Genomic DNA, 13,435 nt, shown 5'->3' with positions numbered 1-13,435 from the left:
CATTATGCGAAGGGCAACCGGCACCGGCAAGGCGCCAAGGGTCACACTTTCGTCTCTTCGACGTTGGGAGAAGGCTTCACCAGAGGCGCGTGCCGGGCCATCCTCGCGGGTCATGGCCGGACTTGTTCCGGCGATGCGCGCCTTTCAGCCTTGCGCAACGGCGAGACGTGGATGCCCGCGACAAGCGCGGGCATGACGGGGAGGAGCGGTTGCCCTTCACAGCCTCACGGGCCCCTCCGGCAAGGCTCCGTGGCATCCCGCTTCGCTCGGCGAAGACGGACAAATCTGCGTGGTGGGCTTGCGCGAAGCAGGAATGGTGCCGCGGAAGGGATTCGAACCCCCGACCCACGCATTACGAATGCGTTGCTCTACCAGCTGAGCTACCGCGGCACGCGCGCGCCTTCTAGCGTCAATCACCCCGCCTTGGCAAGTGCCTCGCGCGATTCCGCGCCGGCGGCCGCGCGCGGCTGTGCATGAGCGGCCGCGATCAGGTCACGATGGTGCGGCGCACGGGGCCGACCTCGTCCTCCCCGGTCACCGGCCCGGGATCGTCGGGCGGACGGCTGACCGGGAAGATGACCGGGCTCGCCTGCCGGGCCCTGCGGGGAGCGGCGTTGCCGGCAGGCTCCCCAGGCGGCGTCGCCTCCGAAGCGCCGCGCCGCCCCGATCCCTTCGCCGCCTCCTTCACATGCTGCGGCACCGGAGCGGGCGATGGCTTCTCCTCCGGCGGGGCGGGAGGAGCGGGCGACGGCGTCTCAGCGGGCGCGACGGCCTCCTCGACCTCCGGTGCAGGTGCTGCCGCTGCCGGCGGCCGGGCCTTGTCTGCCGGTTCGGACACGGGGGCGGGTTCGGGCTTGGACGACGGTTCGGCCTCCGGCGACCGCTCGGGCTCGGAACGCGCTTCAGGCGGTGAAGTCGGTGTGTGTTCGGAAGCCGGCTGGGCGTCGACGGCAGCGGCGGAAGGCTCCCGGGCGGGTGCCGCCGGCGCCGGCGGCGCGATTTCGGGCAGCGCCTCGGCCGCACGGCGCTCGTCGCCGTCACCGATGACGGCGTCGGCCCGGTGCGTCTCCTGCGCGTCGCGATGCTGGGCGGCGATCTGCTCGCTCGGCGTTCCCCAGACGAAGGCGTCGAGCCGGCCGCTGACCGGCGAGACCGGCGACCAGGTGTCGGAGATGACGCCGTCGGCGAGCCAGGCGGGATCGCGCGGCGCGCGCGAGGCACGGGCCAGCCAGGCGCGTACGGCCCCCGTCTCGCCGTGCTCGGCCTCCTCGATGTCGGCCATCAGCACGCAGGTGCGCAGCGTGGGGCGCTCCGCGATGAGCGGGGCCAGCGCCTCGCGGGCGCGGCCGAATTCGCGCGCGTCGAGCGCGGCCCGGGCCAGCATCAGCCGCGATTCGGCGGAATCCGATGCCAGCCGCGCCAGCGTCTCGGCGCGGGCGAGCCGATCACGCGCCGAATCGCCGGAGCGGATCTCGACATAGGCCGCGGCGATATCAGGATGCGGCAGCCGCACCCAGGCCGCCTCGAGGGTCTTGGCCGCCTTGCGGTATTTGCCGGCGCGGGCGAGAAGCCGGCCGGCCAGCACGGCGGCGGGAACGAGATCGGGCGCGAGCTTGACCGCCTCGCGCACGGCGGTGAGCGCGGCGTCGGGGTCCTTCTCCGCCCGGTCGATGGCGTCGGCCGTCAGGAGCACGGCGCGCTGGCGGCGCGCCTCGGCGCGGTCGATGAGCCGCAGCGCTGCGCGCCGCTCAAGGGTCATGAGCGCCCCGCGCCAGTCGCGTTCGGCGGACTGGAACTCGAGCACCGCCTCGTTGGCCCAGCCGACGCTCGGCGCGAGCTCCGCCGCCTTGGCCGCATGGGCCCGGGCGGCGACGAGATCGCCCTTGCGCCGCGCCTCGACGAACAGGCCGCGCAGGCCGAGCACCCGCGTTTCGGGCTCGTCGAGCATGTCGTTGAAAGCGGCCTCGGCCCCTGCCCGATCGCCGGAGATCTGCGCGGCCTGGGCCTTGAGCAGCAGCGTCAGCGGCTCGCGGCCGAGCCAGCGCTCGGCATCGCCCGCATGGCGGCGCGCGGCGGCGGGATCGCCCGAGCCGACGGCCACCATGCCGCGCGACACGGCGGCGAAGCCGCGCGCCCGGCGGCGAGCCCGCGAGGCGATGGTGACGAGGTCCGGCAGCTTGAAGACGAAGCGCACCACGCTCCACACGATGACGAGCGCCGTGACGATGCCGATGAGCGCCGCCACGGCGACGCTGAGCGGCGTGCTGATGCGGTAGTCCTGCCAGGTGAGCACCACCTCGCCCGGGTGGTCGGCGAGCCAGGCGGCGCCGAGCGCGACGAAGGCGAGAAGGACGAGGAAGACGAGAACGCGAATCATGGCTGCGCCCTCACCCGTTGCCGCCGAAGGCGTCGACGGCGGCACCGCGCACGGCAAGCGCCGCCTGCTCCGCCTCCGCGCGGGCCCTGAGCGCCGCGACCCATTCACGCGTCGCCTGCTGCTCGGCCGGCGACAACCGCTCCCAGGCCGCGAGCGCCGCCGCGGCATCGCCGCGGGCGAGCGCCGCGTCGACGGCATCGGCGGGCTGCTCCCCACTGCCGACGCGCTCGACCCGCACGAGGCCCGCCGCGCTGTCGCTCAGGCGCTCCCAGAGGCTGGCCTCGGGACGCGTGCGGCGCTCGGTTTCGGCCGCACGGGCCAAGCCTTCGCGCAACCCCGGGCGCAGGCTCTCGGTGGTCGGCAGGCCGGCCCGCGCCTGCGGCTTGAGCGGGGACAGGAGCTCCGCCGGCGTGCCGAGGCGCTCGAGCACCGTGATCTCCTTCTCGAAGGGCTGGCCGGAGCGGATCGCGGTCAGCAGCAGCTCCGCCACGGCGAGCCGGCCCGCGGCATTGCCGATCGGCTCGGCGGCGCCGTCGGCGATCTGCCTTTCGGCGGCATCGAGCCGGGCCCCGACGGCCTCCAGCCGGCGCGAGACGTCGCTGATGACGCCCGGATCGAGGCTGCGCACGGCCCCTTCGAGCGCGTCGACACGTCGGCTCAGCTCGTCGCGGATCGCGCGAAGCTCCGCCGGCGACGCGCCCTCGACGGACCGCAGCCCCTCGATCTCGTTGGCGAGGCCGTTGATGCGCGCCGTCAGGCCGTCGTCTTCGCGGGAGGCGGAGGTCATGCGCGCCTCGAGCGCCTCGAGATCCTCACGGCCGACGACATTGGCGAGGCTGCGCTCGACGACGGCAAGGCGCGCCGCGGTGTCGTTGGCCGGACCGACGAGCACCGGCAGCAGCATGGCTGCGGCGGCGCCGACGATGCCGCCGACGGCAGCCGCCACGAGGAGCGAACTCTGGAGGCCCTGGCGGGGCGCCGCAGCCGGTTCGGCCGTTCGCAAATCCCGGGCGTCGCGGTCGGCGGGCCCCTCATCGGCCGGCGCTTCCTCGGCGCGTTCGTCGCCTGGAGGGGTTTCGCCTGCGCCCGGCCCTTCCTCGGTAGCCGACACATCGCCAGGCGGAGTTGGCGCCTCCGGCGGCGGAGCGGCAGGCATGTCCTCGGCCGGCGGGGTCTCCCGGGGCGTGGCCGCCGCCTCAACGGCCGCGACATCGGCGGGCGGCGGCGCGGTGGCCTCGGTCACTTCGCGGTCGGTCGTCTGCGCAACGCGCCCCGCCTTCGTGCGGGCTGTCCGGGGCGTCCGGCCCGTCGGCTTCTCGTCGCTCATGCAGACCTCTCTCCATCATTTGCTCGGCACCGCCGGTGCGCCCGGACGGGCCATGATGAACCCTCAAGCTCTTAACATCAGCCGCCCGCCCATGGCGAGCCCAGCGGCTGCGCGTCATCTGTCGCCATGCGCCGGCAGGAGGGCCAGCAAAGCATCCTCGTGCGGCGTCGCGGCGGCCACGACGTCCCGGACGCCGGCGGCCCGGAGCGGCGCGGCGACATCCTCGGACAGGCACAGGTGGCGCAAGGCACGGAATGCTTCGCCGCAGCCGGCCCGCTCGGCGAGGGCGAGCGCCAGGGCCGCGCTGCGGCGGGAATAATGCAGCGCGATCGCGAGTGTGCCGCCGCCGAGCGCCGCCACGACCGCCGGAGGCAGCGATTGTTCCGCCTCCGCGACATAGGCGATCCACGGCACGACCGCGAAGCCGGCCGCGGCGAGAAGAGCGGGCGTATCGGCCTTGTGATCGCGGCCGAGGACGAGGAGGAGCCGCGCCCCGGACGCGAAAACCGACGGGGCGAGCGCCGCGAGCGCGATGCGGTCGCCCGCCGCCGGCGTGACGGCCGCAAAGCCGGCCTCGCGCGCCACCTCGCCCGTGCGCTCCCCGACGGCGAGGAGGGGCAGCGCCTGGAGCGCCGCGACATCCGCCTCTCGCAGCGCCTCGAAGGCATTGGGGCTGGTGACGACGACGCCGTCGAAGGCTCCCGCCGGGCGCGGCTCATCCGTGGAATGGATGGTCAGGAGCGGAGCGACCACGACGGCATGGCCGCGCTCGCCGAGGCGCTGCGCCGTCCGGCGCGCCGCCCTTTCCGGCCGCAGGACGAGGACGCCCGCCATGCCTATTTTCCCAGGAGCGCCGGGCGCGCGCGGGCCACCACTTCGCGTCCCGCGTCCTCTCCAAGGCCGAGTGCCTCGGCGATCGGGCCGCTGCGTTCGACGGCCACCCAGTCGCTGCCGTCGGGCGCCAGCAGCATGCCGCGGAAGGAGAGGCCTGCCCCCTCCACCCGCGCCAGGCCGGCGATGGGCGTGCGGCACGAGCCGTCGAGCACGCGCAGGAAGGCGCGCTCGGCCTCCAGCGCCACGCCGGTCGCGGGGTCGGTGAAGCGCATCAGCGTCTCGCGCAGGGCAAGATCGTCGGCCCTCGTCACGATGGCGATGGCGCCCTGGCCGATGGCGGGCAGGAAATCCTCGGTGTCGAGCACGGCGGTCGCCTTGTCGGCGAGGCCGAGCCGGCGCAGCCCGGCGAGGGCCAGGAGGGTCGCGTCGATCTCGCCGCTCTCGACCTTGGCGAGGCGGGTGCCGATATTGCCGCGCAGCAGCGTGACCGAGACATCGGGCCGCAGGCGCCGCACCTGCGCCTGCCGGCGCAGCGAGGCGCTGCCGACCACGGCGCCGCGCGGCAACTCGGCGATGCTCCGCGCACCGCGGCTGATCAGCACGTCGCGCACGTCCTCGCGGGCAAGATAGCCGGCAATGACGAGCCCGTCCGGCAGGACGGTCGGCAGATCCTTGGCGGAATGGACGGCAAGGGCGATGCGCCCGTCGAGGAGCGCGCTGTCGAGCTCCTTGGTGAACAGGCCCTTGCCGCCGGCCTCCGACAGCGCCCGGTCCTGGATCATGTCGCCCGTCGTCTTGATGACCGAGAGCGCGACGGCCTCGGCCGGGCAGCCGAGCGCCCCACCGAGGAGCGCCTGCACCTGCCGCGCCTGGGCGAGGGCGAGCGGGCTGCCGCGCGTGCCGATGACAGGTGCGCCGGTCGTTGCAATCATGGTTCCATCCAACTCCGTTCACGGGGCCCGCGGCCGGCGGGCGATTCGTGCAGGCGGGAGGCCACAGAGCCGCTCCCGCACCTCACTATCGCATGCCCTACCACCCTGCTGCGGCGAAAAACCGGTTCCCACGGCTTTACGCCATGCTCTATAGGGGGAAGCGGCGCTTTTGCGAACCGCGACCGATCGCAGCCCCTTCAGAACCCAGCGAATCATGCGCGTTCTTGGCATCGAGACCACCTGTGACGAAACGGCAGCCGCCGTCGTCGGCCTTGCCGGCGACGGGCGCGGCGTCATCCTGTCGAACGAGATCCTCACCCAGATCACGGAACATGCCGCCTATGGCGGCGTGGTGCCGGAGATCGCGGCGCGCGCCCATGTCGAGGTCATCGACCGGCTGGTAGCGCGGGCGCTGAAGGCGGCCGACGTCACGCTGAAGGACATCGACGCCGTCGCCGCCGCGGCCGGCCCCGGCCTCATCGGCGGCGTCATCGTCGGCCTCACCACCGGCAAGGCGCTCGCCCTCGTGTCCGGCAAGCCCTTCATCGCCGTCAATCATCTCGAGGCCCATGCGCTGACGGCGCGGATGACCGACGGCGTCGCCTTTCCCTACCTGCTGCTGCTCGCCTCGGGCGGGCACACGCAATTGCTCGCGGTGCGCGGCGTCGGCGATTACGTGCGCCTCGGCACCACCATCGACGACGCCATCGGCGAGGCCTTCGACAAGACGGCGAAGATGCTCGGCCTGCCCTATCCCGGCGGGCCGGAGGTGGAGCGCCAGGCGCTCCACGGCGACCCGGCGCGCTTCGCTTTGCCGCGGCCGCTGGCCGGCCGGCCGGACCCGGACTTCTCGCTCTCCGGCCTCAAGACCGCCGTGCGCATCGAGGCCGAGCGCATCGCCCCGCTCTCGGCACGCGACGTGGCAGACCTCTGCGCCTCCTTCCAGGCGGCCGTGGTCGACGTCGTCGCCGACCGGGTGCGCATGGGGCTGCGCGCCTTCCGGCAGAAGGCGGGGCACCCGACGGCGCTCGTCGTCGCCGGCGGCGTCGCCGCCAACCAGGCGATCCGCCGCGGCCTGACGCGCCTTGCCTCCGAGGCCGGCCTGCCCCTCGTCACGCCGCCGCCGGCCCTGTGCACCGACAACGGGGCGATGATCGCCTGGGCCGGGCTCGAGCGCCTGCGCCTCGGCCTCACCGACGACCTCACCGCTCCCGCCCGCGCCCGCTGGCCGCTCGAGGCGGCCTCCGCGGCATGATCGCCGATCCGCTCGTCATCGTCGGGGCCGGCGCCTGGGGCACGGCCCTCGCCAATGCGGCGGCCCAGGCCGGGCGTACCGTCACCCTCGTCGCGCGCGATGCCGAGCATGCCGGCACCATGCAGGCCGCGCGCGAGAACTTGCGTTTCCTGCCCGGAGCGCCGCTCCATGCCGCGATCACCGTCACGGCCGACCTCGGCGCGACGGCGGACGCGCGGGCGCTGCTCCTCGTCGTGCCGGCGCAGGCCCTGCGCGAGGCGGCCCGCGCGCTCGCGCCTCGGCTCGCCCCCGGCACGCCGGTCGTCATCTGCGCCAAGGGCATCGAGCGCACGTCGAGCCGCTTCATGAGCGACATCGTCGCCGAGGAGTTGCCGGCGGCAGTGCCCGCCGTCCTGTCGGGCCCGAGCTTCGCCGAGGATGTGGTGCGGGGCCTGCCCACCGCGGTGGTGCTGGCCTGCGCGCAGGAGGAGACCGCCCGCGGTCTCGCCGCGGCGCTCGCGAGCCCCGCCTTCCGCATCTATCACGGCACCGACGTGCGCGGGGTCGAGATCGGCGGCGCGGCCAAGAACGTGCTCGCCATCGCCTGCGGCATCGTCATGGGCTGCGGCCTCGGCGAGAGCGCCCGTGCCGCCATGGTGGCCCGGGGCTTCGCCGAGCTGATGCGCTTCGCCCGCGCCCTCGGCGCCCGGCCCGAGACGCTGATGGGGCTGTCCGGGCTCGGCGACCTCGTGCTCACCTGCGGCTCGACGAAATCGCGCAACTTCGCCTTCGGCGAGGCGCTGGGGCGCGGCGTGTCGCTTTCCGAAGCCTCCGGCGGCAAGCTGGCGGAAGGCGCCTTCACGGCCGCAGCCCTCGTGGCGATGGCCGGCCGGCACGGGGTCGAAATGCCGATCTCGGAAGCCGTCGCCGCGCTCGTCGCGGGGGAAATGTCCGTCGAGGCGGCGATCGGCGCGCTGCTCAACCGGCCGATCCGCGCCGAAAACGAGATCATCTGACGAACGGGGAGAGGTCATGGCGCACTGGCTGTTCAAATCCGAACCGGCGACCTGGTCGTGGGACCGGCAGGTCGCGGAAGGCGAGAAGGGCACGTTCTGGAACGGCGTTCGCAACCATTCCGCCAAGCTCAACATGATGGCCATGAAGAAGGGCGAGACCGGCTTCTTCTACCATTCCAACGAGGGCAAGGCCGTCGTCGGCATCGTCGAGGTGATCAAGGAATACTACCCCGACCACACCGACGCGAGCGGCCGCTTCGGCATGGTCGACATCAAGGCCGTGAAGGCACTGCCCCGGCCGGTGACGCTCGACGAGATCAAGGACACGCCCTCCCTCGCCGAGATGGTGCTCGTCAACAATTCACGCCTGTCGGTGCAACCGGTGAGCGGCGCCGAGTGGGACATCATCTGCAAGATGGGCGGATTGTGAAAAAGGCGGGGTTGAGCGCCGTCGTCCGATCGGACAGGATGGCAGCCTGAAATCGTTCCGATGTCCATGACCCGTCCAGTCCGCCTCATCTCCAGCATCGCCCGCCTCTTCGAACGCTTGCCCCGGCACCAGGCCGCGCCGGCGCGCGAGGATAAGGGCCGCACCCCCGACACCCTGCTGTCGCTCGCCATCGTCCTCGTGCACATCGCCGGGGGCGACGGGCGCCTGACGGGCGACGAGCGCGCCAAGCTCGCCGACCTCGTCGGACGCCGCTTCCGCCTCTCGCCGCGCGAGGCGCTCCGGATCATCGAGGCCGCCATCGTGGCCGAGCGCTCGCGCGAGGACGTGGACGACGCCTTCGAGGACCTGAAGCGCCTGCTGCCGCCGGACGGGCGCCGCGAGCTGATGGCCGCCGCCTGGGAGCTCGCGAAGATCGACGGGCACGTCGCCGAGATCGAGGACGGCCTCCTGTGGCGCTCCGCCCGCCGGCTCGGGCTGAGCGAGCGCGAGGCCGAGGCGCTGCGCCAGAGCGCGCTGGCGGACGTCGACGGAGGGGCCTGATGGCTGAGGCGGCCCGGCTGCCCGTTCTCATCGTCCTGCACCAGGAGCATTCGACGCCCGGCCGGGTCGGCCGGCTCCTTGCAGAGCGCGGCCACCTGCTCGACATCCGCCGCCCGCGCTTCGGCGATCCCTTGCCGCAGACGCTCGAACTGCACGCCGGCGCCGTCGTCTTCGGCGGGCCCATGAGCGCCAACGACCCCGATGACTGGGTGAAGCGCGAGATCGACTGGATCGGCGTCGCGCTCGATGAGAAGAAGCCGCTGCTCGGCCTCTGCCTCGGCGCGCAGATGCTGTCGAAGCACCTCGGCGGGCGCGTCGATCCGCATCCCTCGGGCCTTGCCGAAATCGGCTATTATCCCCTCAAGCCGACGACGACCGGGCGGCGCTTCGCCAGCGAGACGGGCGCGCCGTGGCCCTCGCATGTCTACCAATGGCACCGGGAGGGGCTCGACTGCCCGCCCGGGGGCGAGCTTCTCGCCGAGGGCGCGGATTTTCCGAACCAGGCCTTCCGAGTCGGGCCCGCGGCCTTCGGCCTGCAGTTCCACCCCGAGGTGACGCACGCCATGATCTATCGCTGGACGACACGCGCCAGCGAGCGGCTGAGCCTGCCGGGCGCCCAGGCCTCGCACCTGCACCACCGCGGGCGCTTCATGTACGACCCCGCCGTCGCCCTGTGGCTCGATGCCTTTCTCGACCACTGGCTCGCCGCCGGTGCCGCACCGGCCCGGCCCCAACCGGCCTCGGGCCTGGCGATCGCCCGCGCCCCTGCGGCCTGAGCGCGGCAGCTGCCGCTGATCGTGCTATACTTATAAAATAATGGTTGCGGAGCACCGTCCGATGGCCGAGACGGAAGCGCTCTTTTCCCTGCTGCGTCAGACGGCCGAGCCGGCGGCGGCCGAGGCCATCGAGCGCCTCGTCCGGCACGGCGCGGACCGTATGCTCAACCGCGTCAACGTGCTCGCCTTCGCGGCGCGCGAGGGTCTCGACGAGGAGGCCGCCATCGCCGCCTTCCTCCATGCCGCCCATCTCGGCCTGTTCGACATGTCATGGAACGTATTGTGCCCGGGCTGCGGCGGCGTGCTCGACGCCAATGCGACGCTCGGTACGCTCGACCGCTCCTCCTACAGCTGCACGCTGTGCGCGGCGGGCTACGAGCCGACCCTCGACGAGATGGTGGAGGTGACGTTCACGGTGAACCCGCGCGTGCGGCAGATCGCGGCGCACGAGCCGGACCGCCTGCCGATCCACGAGTATTTCCGCCAGATCTTCTGGAGCTCGGGCGTCGACCTGCCGGAGGAGATCGAGGCGCAGCTCGACGAGATCATCATCGAGGCCATCGAACTGCCGCCCGGGGAGAAGGCCCTCCTCTCGCTGCAGCTGCCGCGGGGCTTCATCATCGTCTTCGATCCGGTCACCCATTCCGTGCAGTTCATCGACGCCGACAGCGACGAGACGCGCGAGCGGCGCTCGCTTTCCCTCGTCATCGACGCCGTGCATGCGCCGAACGAGGCCGTCCGCCTGCAGCCCGGCCCGCTGCGCCTCACGCTCGAGAACCGCACCAGCCGGCGCGTCCTGCCCGGCCTCTTCGCCGCAGGCGAGGCGCTACACACGCTCATCGGCCGGCGCCGGCCGTTCCTCACCGCCAAGCGGCTCCTCAGCAACCAGACCTTCCGCGACATCTACCGGACGGAGACGCTCAACGTCGACCAGCGGCTGAAGATCACCAGCCTCACCTTCCTCTTCACCGACCTCAAGGGATCGACCCGGCTCTATGAGCGCGTGGGCGACCTTGCCGCCTTCGACCTCGTGCGCGAGCACTTCCGTGTGCTCGGCGACATCGTGGCGGCGGAGGCCGGCGCCATCGTCAAGACCATCGGCGATGCAGTGATGGCGACCTTCCCGACGCCGGAACGGGCCGTCGCCGCCGCGCTGCGCATGCGCGACGCCATGCGCCGCCTCAACGCCGCCCACGGCAGCGAGGACCTGATGCTGAAGATCGGCCTGCACGAAGGCCCGTGCCTCGCCGTCAGCCTCAACGAGCGGCAGGACTATTTCGGCCAGACGGTGAACATCGCCTCGCGCGTGCAGGGCCTTGCCGAATCGCAGGCGATCTACGCCACGGGCTCCGTCGTCGAGCGGCCGGAGGTGTCGAACCTGCTTGCCCGCACCGGCCTGACGCCGCTGGCGCAGCGACGCGCCTTGCGCGGCATCGACGACGAGGTCACCCTGTACGAGATTCCGTGACCCGGCAGCGGGAATAGCCATGACCGACGATCTCGCCACCAAGACCTGCACGCCCTGCAAGGGCGGGACGCCGCCTTTGTCCCCCGAAGCCGTCGCGCACTACGCGAAACGGGTGCCGCAGTGGGAGGTCAACGGCGATGCCACGCGCATCGCGCGCACCTTCCGCTTCAGGAACTACGCGGGAGCCTTCGATTTCGTGGCGCGCGTGTCGGAGCTTGCCGAGGAGCAGGGCCACCACCCGGACATCGCCTTCGGCTGGGGCTATGCGACGGTCACGCTGCAGACCCACAAGATCAAGGGCCTGCACGAGAACGACTTCATCATGGCGGCCCGGATCGACGAGATCGGCGGAACCGGGACCGCCTGAGACGTCCGTTCCCCTCCATCCTCGCCCTCGCCGTCACCTTCCTCTTCCGGAGCCGATCGTGCTGATCGACCAGACCCTGCTCGTCACGCAGTTCATGACGCTTCTCGCCGTCCTCGACCCGATCAGCCACACCTCGCTCTTCCTCTCGGTCACCGGCGGGCTCGACCGGGCCGAGCGGCGCAAGGCGGCCCTCATCGCCGTCCCCGTCGCCTTCGTCATCCTCCTCGTCTTCGCCGTCATCGGCCAATATGCGCTGGCGGCGATGAACATCTCGCTCATCTCCTTCCAGATCGCCGGCGGCATCATCCTGCTCATCTTCGCGCTGTCGATGACCCTCGGCGACAAGGGGCCGGCGCCGACGGCCGAGGCGGGCGCAAACGACGCGGCGAGCGTCGCCGTCTACCCGCTGGCGGTGCCGATCATCGCCGGGCCGGGGGCCATGCTCGCCATCGTCATCCTGATGGACAACAACCGCCTGACCTTCATCGAGCAGGTGGAGACGGTCGCCATGCTGGCGCTCAACATGCTCATCCTGTTCGGCCTCTTCCTGTCAGGCGGGACCGTGTCACGCCTCATCGGCCGCCACGGCGCCAACGTGCTGCGCCGCGTGATGGGCATCGTGCTCGCCGCCCTGTCGATCAACCTGATCCTCGAGGCGATGGCGAAATGGCTGGGACTGCCGGCGATTTGAGGGAGGTGCCTGTCGCGGTACACCGCAAAATCGCAGAGTCCGTCCTGTAAGCCCGCGCAGCTTCACCATTTTTGCACCCGGCTGACTTACAGTTTGACGGGCTACCAGATTTGGTGTGGCGTGCATTCAAACGAAAATATCCTTAGTGCGTTAGTTCTAGAAGAGCTGTGGCGGCCGAGCAGGGAGACCGGGGATCCTATGCCAAAGGTGAACCCAACGATATTGCAATGGGCGCGCGAGACGGCAGGACTCACCCTGGGAGAGGCCGTCGAAAAGCTCGGTATCAGGGACGCACGCGGCGTGCCTGCAATTAAGCGGCTGGCGGCGTACGAGAGCGGCGCGGTTGAGCCGAGCCGCCCTTTGCTGCTGAAAATGGTTCAGCACTACCGGCGCCCGCTCCTAACGTTCTATCTGCCGCAACCGCCAAGGGTGAGTGAGCGCGGGCACGATTTCCGCACCCTGCCGCCGGACCATTCCCGGCGCGACGACGCGCTTGTCGATGCACTCATTCGAGATATCAAGGCCCGGCAAGAGATGGTGCGGGCGGTGCTCGAAGCCGAAGACGAGGCGGTTTCGCTGCCGTTCGTCGCCTCCATGACTATGCAGGACGGTGTGTCGGCCGTACTCGATTCCATAGTTCGAACACTGGAACTTGATCGTGAGCAGTTCCGCAACGGGATACGGGGAGACCGCACTGCCCCAAAGGGATTTACTTATCTTCGAGAGCGGGCCGAGCGCGCGGGCATTTTCGTGCTGCTAGTTGGCAATCTGGGGAGCCATCACAGCACCCTAGATGTCGAGATTTTCCGCGGCTTCGCTTTGGCGGATCCCGTTGCGCCGTTCATTGTCATCAACGATCAGGACAGTGACAGGGCGTGGTGCTTTACCCTGCTTCACGAAGTGGCGCATATCTGGCTCGGCGCAACTGGCGTAAGCGGGGCGAACGCTATTTCCGCCATTGAGCAGTTCTGCAACGACGTCGCAGGAAATTTCCTGTTGCCCAATGGCGAGATCGAACGCGAGCGCGCAGTTGGGGGGCTGCCACTGGATGAGGTTGCGATGCGCATCGGCGAAATTGCCGACGCGCGGCAGGTGAGTCGCTCTCTCGTGACCTATAAGCTTTTTCGTGCTGGCATAATTGATCGGTCTCAATGGTCGCAGTTGAGTGCCATGTTTCGGCAGCACTGGCTCCGCAAGCGCCAGTTGGACCGGGAGCGTAGTCGAGACGGTGAGGGGCCGAACTACTACACCGTTCGTCGCCACCGGCTTGGCGGGCGGCTGCTGGACCTATCTCGGCGGATGGTGGCAGATGGGGCCTTGTCGCCCTCGAAGGCTGCACGCATCTTGGCAGTGCGTCCGGCAAACGTGTTTCCGCTGCTTTCCAGCGCGGATCCGTCCGGTCGAGCAGCATAGGGGCTAGAA

At 71.0% G+C, this 13,435-nt stretch carries 13 protein-coding genes and 1 tRNA gene; 9 read left to right on the top strand and 5 right to left on the bottom strand.

Annotation, left to right across the window (positions count from 1 at the left end):
• Positions 1 to 314: 314 nt before the first annotated feature.
• From AL346_RS08995 to hemC, 5 genes are all read right to left on the bottom strand, one after another.
• Positions 315 to 390 (bottom strand) — tRNA-Thr (locus AL346_RS08995).
• A gap of 97 nt (positions 391 to 487) precedes the next feature.
• A complete protein-coding gene (locus tag AL346_RS08990) occupies positions 488 to 2,377 on the bottom strand; it encodes a heme biosynthesis HemY N-terminal domain-containing protein (RefSeq protein WP_019401713.1) in 1,890 nt (629 codons plus the stop codon).
• 10 nt (positions 2,378 to 2,387) lie between these two features.
• Positions 2,388 to 3,704, bottom strand: coding sequence for a COG4223 family protein (locus AL346_RS08985; RefSeq protein WP_053193547.1), 1,317 nt, complete (start codon positions 3,702 to 3,704; stop codon positions 2,388 to 2,390).
• A 114-nt stretch (positions 3,705 to 3,818) separates the two neighbouring features.
• Entirely contained in the window at positions 3,819 to 4,538 is a 720-nt protein-coding gene (locus AL346_RS08980) for a uroporphyrinogen-III synthase (RefSeq protein ID WP_019404924.1), read from the bottom strand.
• A gap of 2 nt (positions 4,539 to 4,540) precedes the next feature.
• Positions 4,541 to 5,470: a hydroxymethylbilane synthase gene (hemC, locus tag AL346_RS08975; protein WP_019404925.1), complete on the bottom strand. Its 930-nt coding sequence runs from the start codon at positions 5,468 to 5,470 to the stop codon at positions 4,541 to 4,543.
• Positions 5,471 to 5,684: 214 nt separating this feature from the next.
• Between hemC and tsaD the strand changes: the two genes are divergently transcribed.
• The 9 genes from tsaD (at position 5,685) to AL346_RS08930 (ending at position 13,426) form a co-directional block, all read left to right on the top strand.
• Positions 5,685 to 6,725: a tRNA (adenosine(37)-N6)-threonylcarbamoyltransferase complex transferase subunit TsaD gene (tsaD, locus tag AL346_RS08970; protein WP_019404926.1), complete on the top strand. Its 1,041-nt coding sequence runs from the start codon at positions 5,685 to 5,687 to the stop codon at positions 6,723 to 6,725.
• Positions 6,722 to 7,720 carry an NAD(P)H-dependent glycerol-3-phosphate dehydrogenase gene (locus tag AL346_RS08965; RefSeq protein ID WP_019404927.1) on the top strand — a complete coding sequence of 333 codons (999 nt, stop codon included), beginning with the start codon at positions 6,722 to 6,724 and terminating at the stop codon, positions 7,718 to 7,720. Before tsaD ends, AL346_RS08965 begins: the two co-directional genes overlap by 4 nt.
• A 16-nt stretch (positions 7,721 to 7,736) precedes the next feature.
• The gene (locus AL346_RS08960; protein ID WP_019404928.1) at positions 7,737 to 8,150 is read left to right on the top strand and encodes an EVE domain-containing protein; all 414 of its coding nucleotides are present in this window, start codon (positions 7,737 to 7,739) and stop codon (positions 8,148 to 8,150) included.
• A gap of 66 nt (positions 8,151 to 8,216) precedes the next feature.
• The gene (locus AL346_RS08955) at positions 8,217 to 8,711 is read left to right on the top strand and encodes a TerB family tellurite resistance protein (RefSeq protein ID WP_157672293.1); all 495 of its coding nucleotides are present in this window, start codon (positions 8,217 to 8,219) and stop codon (positions 8,709 to 8,711) included.
• A complete protein-coding gene (locus tag AL346_RS08950; protein WP_019404930.1) occupies positions 8,711 to 9,487 on the top strand; it encodes a glutamine amidotransferase in 777 nt (258 codons plus the stop codon). Before AL346_RS08955 ends, AL346_RS08950 begins: the two co-directional genes overlap by 1 nt.
• 61 nt (positions 9,488 to 9,548) lie before the next feature.
• Entirely contained in the window at positions 9,549 to 10,955 is a 1,407-nt protein-coding gene (locus AL346_RS08945) for an adenylate/guanylate cyclase domain-containing protein (protein WP_019404931.1), read from the top strand.
• A gap of 19 nt (positions 10,956 to 10,974) precedes the next feature.
• Positions 10,975 to 11,322, top strand: coding sequence for a 4a-hydroxytetrahydrobiopterin dehydratase (locus AL346_RS08940; protein WP_019404932.1), 348 nt, complete (start codon positions 10,975 to 10,977; stop codon positions 11,320 to 11,322).
• A 58-nt stretch (positions 11,323 to 11,380) separates the two neighbouring features.
• Positions 11,381 to 12,013, top strand: coding sequence for a MarC family protein (locus AL346_RS08935; RefSeq protein ID WP_019404933.1), 633 nt, complete (start codon positions 11,381 to 11,383; stop codon positions 12,011 to 12,013).
• A 198-nt stretch (positions 12,014 to 12,211) separates the two neighbouring features.
• A complete protein-coding gene (locus tag AL346_RS08930; protein ID WP_019404934.1) occupies positions 12,212 to 13,426 on the top strand; it encodes an ImmA/IrrE family metallo-endopeptidase in 1,215 nt (404 codons plus the stop codon).
• Positions 13,427 to 13,435 lie beyond the last annotated feature (9 nt).

Source organism: Chelatococcus sp. CO-6 (assembly GCF_001271345.1).
Taxonomy (GTDB): Bacteria; Pseudomonadota; Alphaproteobacteria; order Rhizobiales; family Beijerinckiaceae; genus Chelatococcus_A; species Chelatococcus_A caeni.
The sequence above is the reverse complement of the archived record's forward strand: the minus strand, read 5'-3'. Positions and strand labels throughout refer to the sequence as shown.

Bases quoted from the DNA above. Each gene is read 5' to 3' on its own strand.
- AL346_RS08990 (WP_019401713.1), bottom strand. From the start codon at position 2,377: ATGATTCGCGTTCTCGTCTTCCTCGTCCTTCTCGCCTTCGTCGCGCTC.
- AL346_RS08985 (WP_053193547.1), bottom strand. From the start codon at position 3,704: ATGAGCGACGAGAAGCCGACGGGCCGGACGCCCCGGACAGCCCGCACG.
- AL346_RS08980 (WP_019404924.1), bottom strand. From the start codon at position 4,538: ATGGCGGGCGTCCTCGTCCTGCGGCCGGAAAGGGCGGCGCGCCGGACG.
- hemC (WP_019404925.1), bottom strand. From the start codon at position 5,470: ATGATTGCAACGACCGGCGCACCTGTCATCGGCACGCGCGGCAGCCCG.
- tsaD (WP_019404926.1), top strand. From the start codon at position 5,685: ATGCGCGTTCTTGGCATCGAGACCACCTGTGACGAAACGGCAGCCGCC.
- AL346_RS08965 (WP_019404927.1), top strand. From the start codon at position 6,722: ATGATCGCCGATCCGCTCGTCATCGTCGGGGCCGGCGCCTGGGGCACG.
- AL346_RS08960 (WP_019404928.1), top strand. From the start codon at position 7,737: ATGGCGCACTGGCTGTTCAAATCCGAACCGGCGACCTGGTCGTGGGAC.
- AL346_RS08955 (WP_157672293.1), top strand. From the start codon at position 8,217: ATGACCCGTCCAGTCCGCCTCATCTCCAGCATCGCCCGCCTCTTCGAA.
- AL346_RS08950 (WP_019404930.1), top strand. From the start codon at position 8,711: ATGGCTGAGGCGGCCCGGCTGCCCGTTCTCATCGTCCTGCACCAGGAG.
- AL346_RS08945 (WP_019404931.1), top strand. From the start codon at position 9,549: ATGGCCGAGACGGAAGCGCTCTTTTCCCTGCTGCGTCAGACGGCCGAG.
- AL346_RS08940 (WP_019404932.1), top strand. From the start codon at position 10,975: ATGACCGACGATCTCGCCACCAAGACCTGCACGCCCTGCAAGGGCGGG.
- AL346_RS08930 (WP_019404934.1), top strand. From the start codon at position 12,212: ATGCCAAAGGTGAACCCAACGATATTGCAATGGGCGCGCGAGACGGCA.